This window comes from Dickeya sp. MK7, from assembly GCF_000406305.1.
Lineage (GTDB): Bacteria > Pseudomonadota > Gammaproteobacteria > Enterobacterales > Enterobacteriaceae > Dickeya > Dickeya fangzhongdai.
On record NZ_CM001984.1, the window covers coordinates 2,322,750 to 2,340,264 of the forward strand.

The 17,515-nt window shown below is 54.8% G+C and carries 15 protein-coding genes; 5 read left to right on the forward strand and 10 right to left on the reverse strand.

The genetic code is table 11. The features are described 5' to 3' along the window. Nucleotides 1–31: 31 nt before the first annotated feature. Both pelA and DXXMK7_RS22630 read right to left on the reverse strand, forming a co-directional pair. Nucleotides 32–1,405, reverse strand: coding sequence for a pectate lyase (pelA, locus tag DXXMK7_RS10100; protein WP_049842555.1), 1,374 nt, complete (start codon nucleotides 1,403–1,405; stop codon nucleotides 32–34). Nucleotides 1,406–1,781: 376 nt separating this feature from the next. Next, nucleotides 1,782–2,531 (reverse strand): hypothetical protein, encoded by a 750-nt coding sequence (locus DXXMK7_RS22630; protein WP_127353491.1) that lies wholly within the window; start codon nucleotides 2,529–2,531, stop codon nucleotides 1,782–1,784. A 337-nt stretch (nucleotides 2,532–2,868) separates the two neighbouring features. Between DXXMK7_RS22630 and DXXMK7_RS10105 the strand changes: the two genes are divergently transcribed. After that, nucleotides 2,869–3,276: a hypothetical protein gene (locus DXXMK7_RS10105; protein ID WP_038918971.1), complete on the forward strand. Its 408-nt coding sequence runs from the start codon at nucleotides 2,869–2,871 to the stop codon at nucleotides 3,274–3,276. Between the two features lie 556 nt (nucleotides 3,277–3,832). On the opposite strand, the gene DXXMK7_RS10110 is transcribed toward DXXMK7_RS10105, so the two are convergent. Next, complete coding sequence (locus DXXMK7_RS10110) at nucleotides 3,833–4,171, reverse strand: YebY family protein (RefSeq protein ID WP_038918972.1); 339 nt, start codon at nucleotides 4,169–4,171, stop codon at nucleotides 3,833–3,835. 540 nt (nucleotides 4,172–4,711) lie between these two features. Here DXXMK7_RS10110 and DXXMK7_RS10115 point away from each other — a divergent pair. Both DXXMK7_RS10115 and DXXMK7_RS10120 read left to right on the forward strand, forming a co-directional pair. After that, nucleotides 4,712–5,128: a hypothetical protein gene (locus tag DXXMK7_RS10115; RefSeq protein WP_231348874.1), complete on the forward strand. Its 417-nt coding sequence runs from the start codon at nucleotides 4,712–4,714 to the stop codon at nucleotides 5,126–5,128. Between the two features lie 343 nt (nucleotides 5,129–5,471). Further along, a complete protein-coding gene (locus DXXMK7_RS10120) occupies nucleotides 5,472–5,720 on the forward strand; it encodes a GlsB/YeaQ/YmgE family stress response membrane protein (RefSeq protein ID WP_038918974.1) in 249 nt (82 codons plus the stop codon). A 114-nt stretch (nucleotides 5,721–5,834) separates the two neighbouring features. On the opposite strand, the gene DXXMK7_RS10125 is transcribed toward DXXMK7_RS10120, so the two are convergent. From DXXMK7_RS10125 to yeaG, 6 genes are all read right to left on the reverse strand, one after another. Then, on the reverse strand, nucleotides 5,835–7,577 hold the full coding sequence (locus tag DXXMK7_RS10125; RefSeq protein WP_038918975.1) for an ABC transporter permease subunit: 1,743 nt from the start codon (nucleotides 7,575–7,577) through the stop codon (nucleotides 5,835–5,837). Beyond that, the gene (locus DXXMK7_RS10130; protein ID WP_123130534.1) at nucleotides 7,574–9,088 is read right to left on the reverse strand and encodes an ABC transporter substrate-binding protein; all 1,515 of its coding nucleotides are present in this window, start codon (nucleotides 9,086–9,088) and stop codon (nucleotides 7,574–7,576) included. The genes DXXMK7_RS10125 and DXXMK7_RS10130 overlap by 4 nt, the downstream gene beginning before the upstream one ends. A 26-nt stretch (nucleotides 9,089–9,114) precedes the next feature. Next, nucleotides 9,115–9,930, reverse strand: a complete 816-nt coding sequence (locus DXXMK7_RS10135; RefSeq protein ID WP_038918977.1) for an ABC transporter ATP-binding protein — start codon at nucleotides 9,928–9,930, stop codon at nucleotides 9,115–9,117. A 4-nt stretch (nucleotides 9,931–9,934) separates the two neighbouring features. After that, the gene (locus tag DXXMK7_RS10140) at nucleotides 9,935–10,738 is read right to left on the reverse strand and encodes an ABC transporter ATP-binding protein (RefSeq protein WP_049842556.1); all 804 of its coding nucleotides are present in this window, start codon (nucleotides 10,736–10,738) and stop codon (nucleotides 9,935–9,937) included. 328 nt (nucleotides 10,739–11,066) lie between these two features. Further along, a complete protein-coding gene (locus DXXMK7_RS10145) occupies nucleotides 11,067–12,362 on the reverse strand; it encodes a YeaH/YhbH family protein (protein ID WP_071603941.1) in 1,296 nt (431 codons plus the stop codon). An 18-nt stretch (nucleotides 12,363–12,380) separates the two neighbouring features. Next, on the reverse strand, nucleotides 12,381–14,315 hold the full coding sequence (gene yeaG, locus DXXMK7_RS10150; RefSeq protein WP_038918979.1) for a protein kinase YeaG: 1,935 nt from the start codon (nucleotides 14,313–14,315) through the stop codon (nucleotides 12,381–12,383). 449 nt (nucleotides 14,316–14,764) lie between these two features. On the opposite strand from yeaG, the gene DXXMK7_RS10155 reads away from it, so the two are divergent. Both DXXMK7_RS10155 and DXXMK7_RS10160 read left to right on the forward strand, forming a co-directional pair. Continuing rightward, the gene (locus DXXMK7_RS10155; RefSeq protein WP_038918980.1) at nucleotides 14,765–15,514 is read left to right on the forward strand and encodes a MipA/OmpV family protein; all 750 of its coding nucleotides are present in this window, start codon (nucleotides 14,765–14,767) and stop codon (nucleotides 15,512–15,514) included. A 126-nt stretch (nucleotides 15,515–15,640) separates the two neighbouring features. Next, the gene (locus tag DXXMK7_RS10160) at nucleotides 15,641–16,492 is read left to right on the forward strand and encodes an aldo/keto reductase (RefSeq protein ID WP_038918981.1); all 852 of its coding nucleotides are present in this window, start codon (nucleotides 15,641–15,643) and stop codon (nucleotides 16,490–16,492) included. 49 nt (nucleotides 16,493–16,541) lie between these two features. Here DXXMK7_RS10160 and DXXMK7_RS10165 read toward each other — a convergent pair whose 3' ends face one another. Then, a complete protein-coding gene (locus tag DXXMK7_RS10165; RefSeq protein ID WP_038918983.1) occupies nucleotides 16,542–17,414 on the reverse strand; it encodes a D-hexose-6-phosphate mutarotase in 873 nt (290 codons plus the stop codon). Nucleotides 17,415–17,515: the final 101 nt, after the last annotated feature.

Sequence of the window (17,515 nt, forward strand, 5' to 3'; positions counted from 1 at the left end):
GCGCAGTGAATTTTCCCGCAAGCGTTGGACGTCAGGGGCGGGCGTTACTTTTGCTCCAGACGGCGAATGTCGTCAGCACTCTTTGCGGACTGGAAACGTACTGGGCGTAACCGGTCAGTCGCTCGGTCGACACCGAGGCAATAGAGCCGAAGACAAGGCCGTAAGCACTGCTGTCGTGTGTTTTCGGGAAGTCGCCGAATAAGGTTTGCGCACGTTTTTCCACACGGCTTGCTCCCGGCGTGTAGGAGGCCAGATCGTAATAACGCGCCCACAGCACGCCGTTCGGCGAACTGGACAGTTTGCCGTTAGACCAGGACTGACCGGTTATGCGGGTGGCGGTAAAAAAATCCGCTGCGGCGTAAACCGACCGGCGTACCGCCGCGTTGGGATTCGGCAACGTCATCAAAAATTCCACGATTTTTGCGCTTTCTCCCGACGTCAGCGATGCCATTTCGAAGGCCCGCGCGGCGGTTGGCTCCTGTGTCAGTACATCATGTTGCTGCCCCCAGACCGTCAGCGTACCGCCGATCGACACCTGATTGTCGAGCAGCCAGGTGACGCCTTTCGCCGCGCTCTGGGCAATGCTGTTGCGGGTACGGCTGTCGAGGAAAGCAAAATCGCTGTTACTGCCGTTGCCAATCTCATTTAACAGCATAACCACCCTTAACATGGCATCGTCATTGATCGTAATGGCGTCATTGTATCCGCCCGCCAGCGGATAGACCTGCGGCCAGCCGCCGTTAGGGTACTGTGCGGCGAGAAGATATTTTAGACCACGGACGATACCGGCCCGTATGCGGGTTGTATCGGCACCCTCTGCACGAGTAGCCTGTACTTTGGCGAGATAACGCAGTTCAGTGGTGGTTGACCCATTGTCAATAGTGCCGACGTAGCGCCAGCGCCCGGACTCTGACGGATCAAGGTTGTCGATGGTGTACGATTGCCCTTTGGCGCGCTCGACGCCGGTATGCGGCATATTCTTGCCCCAGCCTCCAGAGGGGATTTGGAAACTCAATATGTCTCTGGCGATATTGAGCGCTTGCGCCGACTGATAATACGATGCCGGTTTATTCAGTGGCATGGTATCAAGGTCATGCCCTTCATCTGACGAGCGTGGCGCCGGTATGTTGGTCAGGTTATTTCGCTCGGCGGCGAGCGCTGCTTTATCTGAATTACGAGCGCTGATTGAGGTGTTGAGATAAGACGTGAATTGCGATTGCAAGGTGGCGTTACCCAACGTGGCGATGCTTGCCGCGGTGAGCGGCCTGGCCTGCACATTTTCGCGCAGATAGTCGATACAGTTCTGATTACACCCCAATGATGCTGCATGGGCCTGAATGTTAGCGGATAAACCGGCCAGCAGGCTCAAACTAATGAGCGACAGGCGAGTGAGTTTGTGTGACATATACCAATCCTCCATGAACATGATGTTATTGCGTTTCCACCAATGAGTGACGGCGCATAAACGGGACATCCAATCCGTTAAGCGGCAGCTCCGCAATATCATTGAAGAAAATGAAGGATAGATAAAGCGCTAGCTTTTCCTATCGCATTTAATGTTTCTTCCGGCGATATGGTTTGCCGAATTATGGTCTGGGTGTATCACCACCGAAAATTGACTCGTTTGCATTATTAATAATGATGATGGCATTGATGCAAATTAACCTACTCACTTGGGGAAATGTGATGGGGTTTGAACCGAAAAAGTTTGGTTAAGACATGAAATATATTGGCCCAGTGGTAGGTGTTTACAGGACCAATATATAAGTTTGTTTTTATCGTCACCACCTGCTAAGAGTATAGCCAGCATCACCGGAAAGGATTTTGATAATAATGATAAAGTCTCCTCTGAGTATTCTTAGTTGATTTGAGAAATTAAGCCATTTATCATCAAATGAATCACACCTAAGTTTGGTTAAGTCAGTGTCGTGGCCAATGTTCCTTAGAAAGTCACATATGATATCATGAAGTTTGTTTAACGCTGAAAATAATTTTGTTTCAGGGTTTATTTTTGCCTTTGTTGAGGTTATTCTTTCGCGAATCATATTTAGGGATTCTAAAACTCGCGGGGGAAACTCAGCATCAAGCCCTTCATAAAGAACTCTTCGGTTTTCTAAAAATGATATGAATTCTCTTGTTTCGTCATAGTAATGCCTCTCGTTTCTTAACTCCAGGATGGCTCGTTCAAGGTCTTTCCCGATAATCCGTCTTAAGCGCTCCTCATGGTTTTTTTGCCATTTCTTTAAATGATCTTCAGTATAAAAACCTGGATCGTCATCGACTTTATCATGACATATTTTACAAAGCCAAATGCCATTTTCTGAAGATGATAAATATTTTTCATCTCTAATGGTTGTTGCCCGAGGACCATTCTGACTTGCTGCATTGATATGTGCGGCTTCAGCAATTGCTCTGGCTTTTCCTTCTGTTGTTGTATAGCCAGTTAAACATAAACAGTCAGGATTGGCACATATATACATGGCTTTTTGTGCTATTTCTTTTCTAACTGTTAGGGTGAAATTATCTCTCATGTAATGCCTTTTTATATAGTTAATGACTATTTATTCTTCAAATGTTAATGTTCTAAATGGTAGTCATTGATAAAGGGTTCTAAATAACTATAGCCATAGAACAACTTATCAAGATGCACGTCCGCGCTGTATAAGTATTGAATCACTGAATGCAGGGAGAGGGCAAGTACTTCTGCCCAAAGAGGAGAGAGAGTGCGTGTTAGTCACTTTACCGCGACTTAATTCGGCAGAGTATGATGTACTGATGTGAAATGTTGGCCTGATAGCCAGGTCGAGCGGTTGAGGAATCAGTAGCGCATTCTCGGTAAGTAAATTCATAACGAAGTAAGGGGAGTATATGGGGAGAGACGTGTATGGGGAGGCAGCTGTCGCTGTGGCTAAAAACCATATTGATGGACAAAATCCAAGGGAAAGTTGGGAACGTGAGATTGCTCTCTTAACAGACCTCAAATCAGTGAAGGAGAAAGGATGCCCCAGAACGGCATTTTTGGGGCTGTGTGAGGCTGGGTATATAAGTGGTATTAGCCCGAACAAATATCTTATCCGGGGAGAGAAGAATAAAAATTATGCTATTGCAGGAGCTGAAATTGTCTTGGCTCATGTTGAAAAAATTTATCAGCCAGAAGATCTATGGCTAATGATCAAGAAAAGTATTCCTGCCAGGCCAAATAAATACAACCAACAAATGCATGTTGTTTTAGCTTTAAAAACAGCAGGATTTCTACAAAAACCAGAATTGATCTAATAACGCCTAAGTGCTAAATCTCCTAAAAATACCGAAGTATGCTCAAAATCTGCCCCAGTTTTTTTATTGGGCAGTCCTCAAGCCGTATGGTTCACCCTGCGGCTTTTTTATTTCCTACCGCGCGCTGATGGTTAATGTCGTTCCGTAATCGTCGATAGTTCTCATTTTTTGTTACATCCTTGTTATTGAAAGGCCTATCTTGCGATAGATAATGATGATTATCCAGCCCGCTGCAATTTACACCGGGTACGGGTTTTCGGACAAATTTCGGACATTGAAAAATAAATCGTTAAAAATCAATGCTATAAAAAAAGACCGAACACGATTCCTGTGCCCGGTCTAGGGAAATGGCTCTTGGGAGAGAGCCGTGCGCTAAAAGTTGGCATTTGTTGCGGGTTGCATCACAGCCCGCACTTTAAGCGTAGACGACTCACTTTTGTTTTCCAGTCTGGCCCGGTTTTTGACGGCCAATTCTGAAACAATCTGTACACTTTGTGACAACCAGCGCAAACCCGCGTATTCGCGATCCACACTCGCTTCAGGAGTGCTATATGCGCTACTGACAGAGGTCTTTGGCCCGGTCGATAAAGGGTTGCAGACTCATTTTTTGCCCCGGATTCTGCGGGTCGTCCAGAAGAATGGTTTCCAGCGGGCGAGCATTCACCTTGCCGGTGTTGACCTGCTCACGCGCCACGTCATTGAGCGGATATTGCACCAGCGTACTGGGATTGATCACGTACATGGCATGGCCGGGGCGGCAGATCAACTGAACTTCTTCACGGTTGAACGCCCAGCGCGGACCATATTCCAGCTTGCTCAGGTTAGCCAGTTGCGGCGCGGCCAACGCCTGAGCAGACAGCACAGAGACAATAAGCGACAGTACTACTTTTTTCATTGTGATATTCCATGTAAAGCTCCCAGGCGGGAGATGACCTCAGGTCTACCATCGGGCGAAACGAGACACACCACTGAGAGACGGCGAGTCGCAGGCCCGGAAAGGCGATCATAACGGCCGGGTTTGATGAAGTCGAGTCGGCCAGACCGGCATTGATCTTATCCATGAGCAGGCAAGTTGCCGAAGAAGAGGAAGAAGGCGGCGTTATCTGCAGGGCGATGGAAACGTAGCGGTGATTTTCTTGCCAGAGGCGCGGTGTAACAACAGGTGAGTGACCATGCAATACCTGTTTGCAAGGTGATCAGTTACCTGATTTTACGTTCCGGTTTCCCACCAGTACAGCTGAATGATGCGCTATATCTTCATCGTTATTGCCTATTGAATGAATAATTATATTCAGAATGCGTGTTTGTTTACCTGACGGATTATTCTCGTATAATTCACGGCGAAATTTTTAGAGCGATGATTATCGGTCATCGATGGCGTTAAATTAAACAGGGAGTCGAGGTGGTAATGAGTAAATTTAAAATATTCTTATTTATGGTTATAGCATCGTTAATGCCGTTGAAAGGCATAGCAGAAACGTCAACCCAGCCTTCGCGTATCCCGGCAATTAAACTCATCACCACACCGGATAACCATTCTGCTTATCTGAAAGGCAGCATTCCTGCGCTGGACAAAATACCCGCGCAAAATTTCTGGATTAATAACTCGGTTGAAGAGTGGGAAAAAAACACGCATCCGGCGCCGAGAAAACAGTATGTTATTACACTGAAAGGTAAGCTGAAATTCAAAGTCAGCGACGGTTCTACGTTTATTTTGTCGCCGGGAACGGTTCTGCTGGCTGAGGATACTAATGGCGAAGGGCACAGTTGGGAGCTGACAGACGGTGACGAATGGGTCAGGGTTTATATTCCGATGACCGATAATAATGATTATTTTGTGGCCGACAAATAATCGTCTCTGGCCTGCCGCAGGCTGATAGCACAGTTAGCGTATTCATGTTGATACGGGTATTGAGAGCGCTCGGAATGATTGTTCGGGCGCTTTTTTATTTCCGGTAAAAGATTGTGGTTATTTTTTTGTTTGGCGTGATTGTCAATTTGCTGTCACTCCCTCGTGACATTGTCTATCTTGTTAGGCTGCGGTATTGAGCCATAACCGCCAGAAGCGGCGTAAAACGCTGCGGTAAAGTAAGCGATGCATCTTATGCTACGCTTTTATAGGCATAACCACTAACCACGGGTACACATTATTATTGCGGGATACCGCCTAATGTGCGACTGATAGAGAGGATACGATGGGAATCATTTCATGGGTTATTTTCGGTCTTATTGCCGGCATTCTGGCAAAGTGGATCATGCCGGGTAGAGATGGCGGTGGTTTTATCATGACCGTGTTGCTGGGCGTGGTCGGTGCGGTGGTCGGCGGCTGGATCAGCACGTTCTTTGGTTTTGGTAAAGTCGATGGCTTTAATTTCGGCAGTTTTGCGGTGGCGGTAATCGGCGCCATTGTGGTGTTATGGGTTTACCGTAAAGTACGTAACTGATGCGGGAAACCGACAGTATTCCGCCAGATAGCCGCGTTTTTTGTCTGCCATAACCAACCAGATATCATTCGATAGCATCAGGTTGTGCAATATTGCACAACCTGATGTCGCCTTTTATCGTCGAGACCATTGGCTGAGCGAAACAGCCAGTACCGATAGCAGAATCAATGCGGAAACGGGCGGTAATACTGTCCAGACAGCGCGTTCGACATAGGGCATGCCTTCCGCCAGCACGCGTCCCCATTCCGGCGTCGGCGGTTGTTCGCCTAATCCCAGAAAACCCAGCGATGCCAGCGCCAGTGCGATGCCGGGTAGACGTAGCATGGCATGGCGGGTGACCGGCCCGATCAGCGCGGGAATCACATAGCGTATCAGGCACCGGAGACGACTGATGCCAAACAGCGGCGTGATGCGAATATACGGTTGGGCGGTGATTTCGGTCACCAGCGACGCGGTGTGTGCCGCCAGCGGCGCCCAGGCAACCAGCGCCACGGCAAGCGCCGCGCCTGATGTGGAAGGGCCGTACAACGCGGCGACCACCATGCCGGCGATCACCGGCGGCATGGCGTTGGCTACTTCGGCCGGGCCGCTGAACAGCCGTGGAAACAGCCCGAAAAGCAGGCCGAGTAGCAGGCAGCAGAGTGTCACCGCCAGCGCGGTAAACAGGGTGGATAGCGCACCGTGCGCAACCCGCGCCAGCATGTCGCGGCCGGTGGCGTCAGCGCCGAACGGTAACGACCAGTCAGGCGACTGCAGACGGGCAAAGTCGGAACCGAAGGGATCACGCGGCAGGCCGGTAATCACGATCGCCGCCAGCAGCAACGCGATGAACAGCGGCAGACGATAATGACGACGCGTCACTTTAATGGCGCTGGCGGGCGTAGAAAGGGAGCCGTTTTCCAGCGCATGACCAAGCAGACAGCGGCGCAGCAGCGTCGACCCCATCCCGGCGATCACCGCGATAACCAGTAGAATCAGCACGCCGCATTGCAACGCCGGCAGATCCTGAGCCGCCGCCGCACCCAGCGTTGCCCGCCCCAGCCCGGGAATGGCAAACACCTTTTCCACCGCGACCGCGCCACCGGTCAGCCCGACCAGCACCAGACTGACCTGCGGCAGAATAGCGGGCAGGGCGCGACGAACTACGCCCAGCAGGCAGTCTCGGCGGGAAAAACCAGCCATCTGCCAGGTCAGCAACCAGGGCTCGCTGAATGTGCTGGTCAACGCATCGCTGAACAGTTTACCCAGCAAGCCGCCCGCCGGAATACCCAACGCCAGCGCGGGGAGAATCAGGTGTTGCCATGATTGCCAGCCATAAGGCGGCAACAGCTTCAGCCAGACCGCGCCGACGATCAGCAGGAACGACGCCAGCAGAAACTCCGGCATGGCGGTGAAGGCGGTGGCTAGCGCCCCGTTGCTGCGCCGGTTATCGCCGGCCAGCCCGCGCTGCAGGGTTGGCCAGCTCAGCAGCAGGGCCAACAGGAGCGCCACCGCCAGTGCCGCCAGCATCAGTGTGAGCGACACGCCTGCGGCATCCAGCATACCGGGCAACACCGGCTTGCCGGATACCCAGGATAGGCCGGCATCGCCGTGCAATAAACCGGCTAACCATTGCTTCAGCAACGCCCACGGTCCCTGCGCCAGCCCCAGATGCTGACGAATGGCATCCAGCGCTTCCGCCGTGGCTTCCTGTTCGCTGGAGCGGGCGCGCAGCAGGCTGAGCGCCGGATCGGTGTCAGACAGCCAGGGCAGCAGCCCGATCAATACGATGATGGTCAGGGCGGTCAACAGGCGCGAGGTCATGACCAGCAGCGATGGTTGCAGTTCTGCCGGTAACCGAAACCGCGTATCGCTCATGGCTTGGCATGCGCTCCATCGATGTGCGTCTGTACGTCGATCAGGGTGCGTTCACGCGGGTCCCGAATAGCCTGACGCAAACGAGCGGACTCGCCCTGAATCACCCGCTCGTGCAGCAATGGAATGGCGGCGTTAGTCGCCAGAATCAGGTTCTCGGCGGCCATGATCGCCTGGCGACGCGCCTCTCCAGCCGGGGTGGCGGCAGCCTGTTTCAGCGCGTCGTCTACCGCAGGATTACACAGTTGCGAAATATTGAATGAGCCTTTGCAGGAAAAATCGCTATACAGGTAAGCCACCGGATCGCCGGAATCCAGCACGGTGGCGCGAGATAAAATAAAGGCATCGAAATGGCCGGCCAGCGCATCCGCTTCTATCTGCGAATATTCGCGGACCTCCTGTTTTACCGTGAAGCCGGCGGCGGTTAACTGTTGAGCCAGATAAACCGCCACTTCCGGCAGTTCCGCCCGGTCGCTGAAGGTCGCCAGCGTGATCGTCGCGCCGTTAGGGGAACGGGCTGCGGTGGGTGCCGCTACCGGTTGACGCAACGCCGCGGCCCATTGCACCGCCGGGCCAAGCAGCCCGGCCGCCACGTCTGCCCGGTTCTCATACACGTTTTTGACCAGAACGTCCCGTTGGATCGCATCACGCGCTGCGGCCCGCAGGCCCGGATCGCTGAAAACGCCGCGCCGGGTGTTGAGGTACAGCGTGTTGGTGCGGGGCATCGGCACTTCATGCACCAGGTTTTGGTCCAGCAGCGGCGCCTGTGACACCGGTATCGCTTCTACCAGGTCGGCCGTGCCGGTACGCAGCGCGGCGGTGCGGGCGGCGCTGTCCGGGACGAAATCGACATCAATGCCCGGTGCCGTGGCTTTGCTGCCCCAGTAACCGTCAAAACGATCCAACCGGGCGCTGCTGGTGCCGTTAACCTGCGTCAGCACGAACGGGCCGGTGCCGGTTCTGATCGGGCTGACCACGCCGTTGGCGCCGTAAGCGGCGGGCGAGAGTAGGGTTAACTGAGGGCTGGACAAGCGTTGCGGTAGCAACGGGTCGCGGGTGGCGGTTTTAATCTGCACGGTGCGCGCGTCTTCCGCCGTCACGCTCAGCGTCACGCCGTCAAGAATGCGTGGCTTGGGAGTGGCGCGCGTGGCGGCGGTCAGGGCGTTGACCACGGCGCTGGCGTTGAAATCGCTGCCGTCGTGAAATTTTACGCCGTCGCGCAGGGTGAAACGCCAGGTTAACTCATCTACCTGTTGCCAGTGGGTCGCCAGCGCGGGTTGCGCATCGCCGTTGGCATCAAGCACCACCAGCGTTTCACCGGCGCGCCAGCGCGACAGCTTGAAGGCATCGTCACTGAAAGGCGACAGCGCTGAACGCGGCGGCAACAACATCGCCAGACGAATGCGCGGATTGTCCGCGCCGGTGGCGGCGGGCGCCGGTTTGTCAAAACAACCGGCGATCAACAGAGTGGATGCCAGCGTGGCGGCCATCGTCAGAGAAGGGAAACGAAACATACGCATTCCTTGTGGTATTGGAAAAATCAGTCAAAAGCAGGCAGCGTCGGCACAGCCGCCAACAAGGCCTGGGTATGAAAATGGCGCGGTTCGGCGAGTAAATCGGGCAGCGGACGGTCTTCCACCAGACTGCCGTTGTACATGACCAGTACCCGCTGGCAGAGCGCGGCCACGACCGACAGGTCATGGGAAACCAGCAATAGTCCCATGCCATGACGGCGTGACAGCGTATCGAGCAACGTAGTGATCTGTTGACGCAGAGGCAGGTCAAGCCCGCTGACCGGCTCATCCGCCAGCAGAAATGCCGGGCGCAGCGCAATGGCTCTGGCAATGGCAACCCGCTGGGCCTGACCGCCGGATAGCGATTCGGCCCGCTGATGCAACAGAGTTAACGGCAAATCAACCTGCTCCAGCACCTCACAGACCGTCTGTTTCAGGTTTTCCGTCATCCCTAGCTGGCGCAGCGGTTCGGCGATCAGCGCGAATACCGAGGCGTGCGGCGCCAGCGATCCCGCCGGATCCTGCGGGATGTACTGCACCAATTGCCGATACCAGCGCAACCGGGATACGCTGTTCGGGCGTACCTCGCGCCCCTGGCAATGCACAGTGCCCTGAATCGGTGACTCCAGCGCCAGCAGAATTTTCAGCAAGGTGGATTTGCCGCAGCCGGATGCGCCCACCAGCGCCACGCGTTCTCCCGCATGAAGTTCGAGGCTGACGTGCTGCAGCGACGGGGTGGCCGTTGCCCGGCGCGTAAACACACCCGCCGTTCGATAATGGTGGCTGACCTGATGAAGTTGCAAAAAGGGAGCTTCACTCAGCATGCAAGAGGTTTGGTGCATAGCATTAACTGGCCTGTGACCATGATACGGACGGCGTGTGGTTCTGGCGGGAAAAAACGGCGCCGGCGGATGCCTGACGCGCCGCCGACACCAGCGCACGGGTATAAGGATGGCGGGGATGCGTCAGCAACTGACGCATTTCGCCTTGCTCGACCAGCCGGCCGTTTTCCATTACCAGCGCGCGCCGGCAGACCATGGCTGCTACCGTGATGTCGTGGGTGATGAACAGCAGGCTGGTGCGTGGAGATTGTTGCAGCCGATCCTGTAGGGTTTGCAGTACCTGCGCCTGGGTGACCACGTCCAGCGCCGTGGTGGGTTCATCGGCGATCAATAACGGACGCTCGCACAGTAACGCCAGCGCGATGCAAAGGCGCTGACGCTGGCCGCCGGAGAGTTCGCCGGGGTAGCGCGTGAGCACGGCTTGCGGATCGGAAAAACCGACCGCACGCAGCAAATCCGGCAGCGCCCGATGAGTCGACTGGTGTTTTAACGCCATGCGCAGTTGCGTTTCAATCGTGAATAACGGGTTTAGCGACGTGGCTGAATCCTGAAAAATGGCCGCCGGACGTTCGGCAGGCGGGCGCTGTGACAACGGCAACCCCGTTACGTCGTGGTTCTGAAGACGGATGCTGCCGCTGAGTTGACTGCCGATGGGCAGTGCGCCCAGCAGGCAACGCGCCGTCAGCGATTTGCCGGAACCGGATCCGCCCAGCAGACAGACACGCTCACCGGGCGCGAGGGAGAAACTGAGGTCATGAATCTTGTGGTCCCCATCGATACAAAGTGTTAACTGCCTGACATCCAGCACACAGCACTCCGAAAATGTGAAAATTTATTGCAATAACATTTATGTTATAACATAACATTTCAAATAAAAACCCTTATTAAAAAGGGGGAAACAATGGGAAAACGGATTCCGGATGCCTGCTGTGGCTGGCGGCAGGGGGCATCCGGTGCGGTCAGGCAGAGACGATGGGGGGATAAACCGGGTGATCTTCGCGTTGCGTGCGGCTCGTACCGGTATTCGGGCCTGGATTATTCAACGACGGGTTTATGGCTGCTCTCAACAACAGGCAAGACATGACATATGGAAGGGAAAACAGCCAGCGCGTGAACGGCTGGCTGGGGCAGGTTGGTTAGTTGTTGACGGTTTGTTTGTGGAAGATCTCCCGAAAGACAGGATAGATATCGTCCTGATCGCGAATATGCTGCATGGCGAAATTGTCAAAGCTGTCCTGCAACATCTCATATTCCCGCCACAGCGTCTGGTGCGAACGACGGGTAATTTCGATGTAGCTGTAGTAACGCACCACCGGCAGCAGGCGGGTGGCGAGTAATTCACGGCACAGCGGCGAATCGTCCGCCCAGTTGTCGCCGTCGGAAGCCTGCGCGGCGTAAATGTTCCATTGCGCAGGGTCGTAGCGTTCTTTGACCACATCCTCCATCAGTTTCAGGGCGCTGGAGACGATGGTGCCGCCGGTTTCCTGAGAGTAGAAGAACTCCTGCTCATCCACCTCCTTGGCCTGCGTATGGTGGCGGATATACACCACTTCCACGTTTTTATAGGTGCGGCTCAGGAACAGATACAACAGGATGTAAAAACGTTTGGCGATGTCCTTGGTGGCCTGATCCATAGAACCGGAAACATCCATCAAACAGAACATCACCGCCTGGCTTGACGGTTCCGGCCGGCGTTCGTAGTTCTTGTAACGCAGGTCGAAGGTATCGATAAACGGCACGCTGGCGATGCGCTGGCGCAGCTCGGCGATTTCCTGCCGCAGTCGCTCCTCCTCCAGCAACTGGACCGGCTCGGTATTTTCCAGCAACGCCAGATCTTCTTCCCGCTGGTGAAGCTCGCGGCGTTTACCCGCGGTCATCGCCATGCGGCGCGCCAGCGAGTTCTGCAGCGAACGCACCACGCTGATATTGGCGGGGACGCCGTTGGCGGTGTACCCCGCACGGTGGGTTTTGTACTCGTTGAGTTGCCGGTGTTCGGTTTTTTTCAGGTTGGGCAGCGCCAGATCTTCGAACAACAGGTCAAGATACTCGTCTTTGGATATCTGGAACACGAAGTCATCCTGACCTTCGCCATCCTGGCCGGCGTCGCCCTGACCCGATCCGCCGCCTCCGCCGCCACCCTGAGGCCGTTCGATCTTGTCGTTCTGCACGAAGTGGTCGTTACCGGGGTGCACCCGGTGACGAATCCCACCACGGCCCTGATGGAACATCGGTTCACTGATATCCGAATTGGAGATCGAAATAGACTCTCCGTTTTCCACGTCGGTAACCGAACGCTTGTTGATGGCCCCGGCAATCGACTGTTTTATTTGCGACTTGTAGCGGCGCAAAAAGCGCTGGCGGTTAACCGCGCTTTTGTTTTTGCCGTTCAAACGCCGATCAATGAAATAGGCCATGTTTCCCCCAAACGACATGCCTGTCGATGTACGGCATCAGGATGACTTCCTCACACGCAGGTACCATTCGCACAGCAAACGCACCTGTTTGCGGGTGTAGCCTTTTTCCATCATGCGATCGACAAAGTCGTCGTGTTTTTTCTGCTCTTCCGTCGACGTTTTGGTGTTGAACGAAATCACCGGCAGCAGCTCTTCGGTATTGGAGAACATCTTCTTCTCAATGACCGTACGCAGTTTTTCATAGCTGGTCCAGTTCGGATTGCGGCCGCTGTTGCTGGCCCGGGCGCGTAACACGAAGTTGACGATCTCGTTGCGGAAGTCTTTCGGGTTGCTGATGCCCGCCGGTTTTTCGATTTTCTCCAGTTCGGCGTTCAGAGACTCACGGTCAAACAGCTGGCCGGTGTCCGGATCACGGTATTCCTGATCCTGAATCCAGAAGTCGGCATAGGTCACGTAGCGATCAAAAATGTTCTGACCGTATTCCGAGTAAGACTCAAGGTAGGCGGTCTGAATTTCCTTGCCGATAAACTCGGCGTATTTCGGAATCAGGTAGCCTTTCAGGTGCTCCAGGTATTTTTCCGACACATCCTGCGGGAACTGTTCCCGTTCAATCTGCTGTTCCAGCACGTAAAACAGGTGGACCGGGTTGGCCGCCACTTCGCTGTGATCAAAGTTGAACACGCGGGAGAGGATCTTGAAGGCGAAACGGGTGGAAAGCCCTTTCATGCCTTCGTCGACGCCGGCGTAATCGCGGTATTCCTGATACGACTTGGCCTTCGGGTCGGTATCCTTCAGGCTTTCGCCATCGTATACCCGCATTTTGGAGTAGATACTGGAATTTTCCGGATCTTTCAGCCGCGACAGAATGGAAAAGCGCGCCAGTGTTTCCAGCGTGCCGGGCGCGCAGGGGGCGCGGCTCAGCTCACTATTTATCAACAACTTGTCGTAAATTCTGACCTCTTCGGAAACCCGCAGGCAGTAAGGCACTTTGACGATATAGACACGGTCAAGGAACGCCTCGTTATTTTTGTTGTTGCGGAACTGCACCCATTCCGATTCGTTGGAGTGAGCCAGAATGATGCCGTTGAACGGCAGGGCGGCGATGCCTTCGGTGCCGTTGTAGTTGCCTTCCTGAGTCGCGGTCAGCAACGGGTGGAGCACTTTGATCGGCGCCTTGAACATTTCCACAAATTCCATCACGCCCTGGTTGGCCCGGCACAGCGCGCCAGAGTAGCCATAGGCGTCCGGGTCATTCTGGGCGAAATGCTCCAGCTTACGGATGTCCACTTTCCCGACCAGCGCTGAAATGTCCTGGTTGTTTTCATCGCCCGGTTCGGTTTTGGCGATCGCCAGCTGGGCCAGAATGGACGGCCACACCTTGACGACGCGGAATTTGGTGATGTCGCCGCCGAATTCCTGCAGCCGTTTGGCCGCCCAGGGCGACATGATGGTGCCCAGATAGCGGCGCGGGATACCGTATTCTTTCTCCAGAATCGAGGCATCCTCCTGCGGGTTAAACAGGCTGAGCGGATGGTCGTTGACCGGGCTGTGCTCGCCGTTGGCGCTCAGAATGTAGATGGGAACGCGCTGCATCAGCGATTTCAGCCGTTCAGCCAGCGAAGATTTACCGCCGCCCACCGGACCCAGCAGATAGAGGATTTGCTTCTTCTCTTCGAGCCCTTGCGCGGCATGTTTCAGGTAGGAAACGATTTGTTCGATGGCTTCTTCCATACCATAGAACTCTTCGAACGCAGGGTAGCGGGCAATTACCCGGTTGGAAAATAAACGAGACAGACGCGGTTCCTGAGCGGTGTCGACCATAACCGGTTCACCGATAGCCATTAACAATCGCTCAGCGGCGTTCACATACGCACTGCGATCCTGCTGGCAGATGGTAAGGAACTCTTGCAGAGTGAACTCTTCGTCTTTGGCAGCGTCGTAACGCTGGCGATAATGATCAAATATGTTCATAGCGTTGCCCGTCCTTCGTCGATTAACACAGAGTAAGAGAGCGAATGGTATGTATACAGCCTGTTTAATGGATGGCTCTCCCGGAAGAAGACCGCTGCTGAGATACAGCAACCCTTATGCCAACTTTGGTTGGCGGGAAGGGGTGGGCAACTGGCGCCCGGCTACACTCAGCGGAAATCCTCATCCTTGTTTAAAGCGTAGTTTGCATCCATAAAATTTCCTCTATTCTTGCGTCGCATTTTTAAGATATTTCAATGACTCACTTCGGCGCGGCGGCCTGCAACCGGCTTTTTTATCCGCTAACGCAGCCCTGATGCGGGATGCTGGCGGGCAGACGAAATCGTTATAACTTATGTATCTTTCACATTAATGTGATGTATGTAGGACTCCGGCGCTGCTATTCTGCTGGAAGTGATCAAATACGTAACACTGAATGGGAACCGACAATCGTGAAAAATTGCGTATTAACTTTCTTAACAGCGGCGTTGGCCGCAACGGTAGCGGCCCCGGCGGCCTTTGCGGACGAGTTCGCGCTCGGGCTGGGCGCGGTCGGAGAGACTCCGGTATACCGTGGCGATAGCGGTCACGTTTATCCTTTTCCGATGGTGACTTATGAAAGCGAGAGTTTTTACCTGCGCGGTCTGCTGGGTGGGTATTACCTGTGGAATGACGCGCAGAACAAATTGTCACTGACGGCGTATTACAACCCGTTTGGTTTCAAACCGGGCGATAGCGACGATAACCAGATGAAGCAGCTTGAACGTCGCCGCGGTACGCTGATGGCGGGGTTATCCTATCGCTACGATGCGCAATGGGGCACCTTGCGCACCTTGCTGGCCGGCGACACGCTGAATTACAGCAATGGTCTGGTGTGGGACTCCGCCTATCTTTACCGCTTCAACGACGGCGACTGGAGCCTGACGCCGGGCGTGGGGATTACCTGGTCGAGCGAAAACCAGAATCGCTACTATTATGGCGTCACTGGCGACGAATCGGCCCGCTCCGGACTACGCAATTATCAGCCGGATGACGGCTGGTCGCCGTATGTCGAGTTGAACGCCGGCTACAAGATTAATTCCAGTTGGAATACCTGGGTAAGCGGGCGTTATGTCCGGCTGTCGGATGAGATCAAAAACAGCCCGATGGTCGATAAAAACTATAACCTGATGCTGGGAGGCGGCGTCAGTTATACCTTCTAAAGCGACCCGCACGGTCATTGTGCATTGGCTGCACAAAAATGGGGTGGATTCACCCCATTTGCACATTAATGGAGCGAGCGGGGTTTGCTACTCTGCTACAAGGGAGGGTTACAAGGGAGGAATAACATGACGAAACAGGTAACATTTCCGGGTGGAAACACCGTTCCCGCTATTGGTCAGGGAACCTGGTTCATGGGAGAAAGCGCCCAACGGCGGAGCAGTGAAGTCAGCGCGTTACAGGCCGGCATCGACGCGGGAATGACGTTGATCGATACGGCGGAAATGTACGCTGACGGCGGGGCGGAAGAGGTGGTGGGCGAGGCGATACGCGGCCGTCGCGACCGTGTCTATCTGGTATCCAAGGTGTATCCGCATAATGCGGGCGGAGAGCGGGCGATCGCCGCCTGTGAACGTAGCCTGAAACGTCTGCAAACCGATTATATCGATCTGTATTTGCTGCACTGGCGCGGCGGCATTCCGCTGGTGGATACCATCGCCGCGATGGAATCGTTGCAACAGGCGGGCAAGATTGGGCGCTGGGGCGTCTCTAATCTGGATACCGACGACATGGAAGAACTGTGGTCCTGCCGGGGTGGAGAGCAGTGTCAGACCAATCAGGTGCTGTATCATCTGGCGTCGCGGGGCATTGAGTATGACCTGCTGCCCTGGTGTCAGCAACATCGGCTTCCCGTCATGGCCTATTGCCCGCTGGCGCAGGCCGGGGAGTTGCGCCATGACCTGTTTGCTCACCCGGCGGTCGTGCGCGTGGCACAGCGACATGCGTTGACGCCCGCACAGGTGCTGCTGGCCTGGGTGACGCGCCAGCCTGGCGTCATCGCCATTCCCAAAGCCGGTACGCTGGCGCATGTCAAAGAGAATGCCGCCGCGCTTCAAGTGACGTTGTCACCTGAAGATCTCGCCATACTGGATGAGGCTTATCCCACCCCACGCCGCAAACAGCCGCTGGATGTGGTGTAATCGAAGCATGGCTGGCGAAAGCCAGCCATGAGCAGGAAGCAAAAATAGATTATTTACGCAGGCGAATGGTGGTGGTAAGACGCGCCGGCGCCTGGGTAGTCGCCACGAGCGGTTGGGTCACGTGCGCGGTTTCAACGCAAACAAAAGTCTGGTAGCCGTCATCGGTCATATCGCTGATGGTGCGAGACAGTTCTGCGCCCGGGTTCCAGGCCACCACGTCGCTGTGGTGAGCATGATGCACTTCAATAGTGCGTTGCAACACCGGGTCTTCAATCAGGCTGAGTGACGCTGGCTGGGTATAAATGCGGTCGGTACGGGTAGCAAACGTCAGGTTGCCCTGCTGGGTATCGGTTTTGCCGTCGTTAACCTTGTCGATAAAAGTGTTGCCCAGGCCGCCGATGCTGATTTTGCTGATATCCCCAATCTGGAAATAGGTGTGCAGCGCGCTGGTGATGCTGTAGTCGCCGTGGCATTCGAGTTCCATGCGGCATTCCTGCGCGCTTAAATGGAAACGAGCCAGAACGGTAAACGCGTGCGGCCAGGCGGCGCGTGTTTGCTCGGAATCGCGCAGCGTGAAGCTGAGGGTAACGCCGTTCGCATCTTCACTGTGAGAGGTGAACTCCCACGCCAGCAGGCGGCCGAAACCGTGGTTGGGCTGTGCAGCCGGACCAAACCAGGGGAAACAGATGGGCACGCCGCCGCGAATCGCCACGCCGTGCTCGAATGGCGTGTTGTCGCTCAGCCACAGTACCGGTTGTTCACCTTTGGGCTGCCAGCTAATCAGATGCGCGCCCTGCAGCGCGACGGCGGCACGAACCTGCGGATGATCCACCACGATAATCGGCAGTTGGTCCAGTTGACGTTGGCTAAGGTGCGCGGTGATCGCGTTATTGATGGGAAGTGAATAAATTTTATCGCTCATGGTATTGGTTTTGCCTTTATGGTCTTGTTGTATACCCCAAATAATTCGGGTTGCAGGAAGGCGGCAATCGAGCGAGTCCCCAGGCGCTTACATCAGTAAGT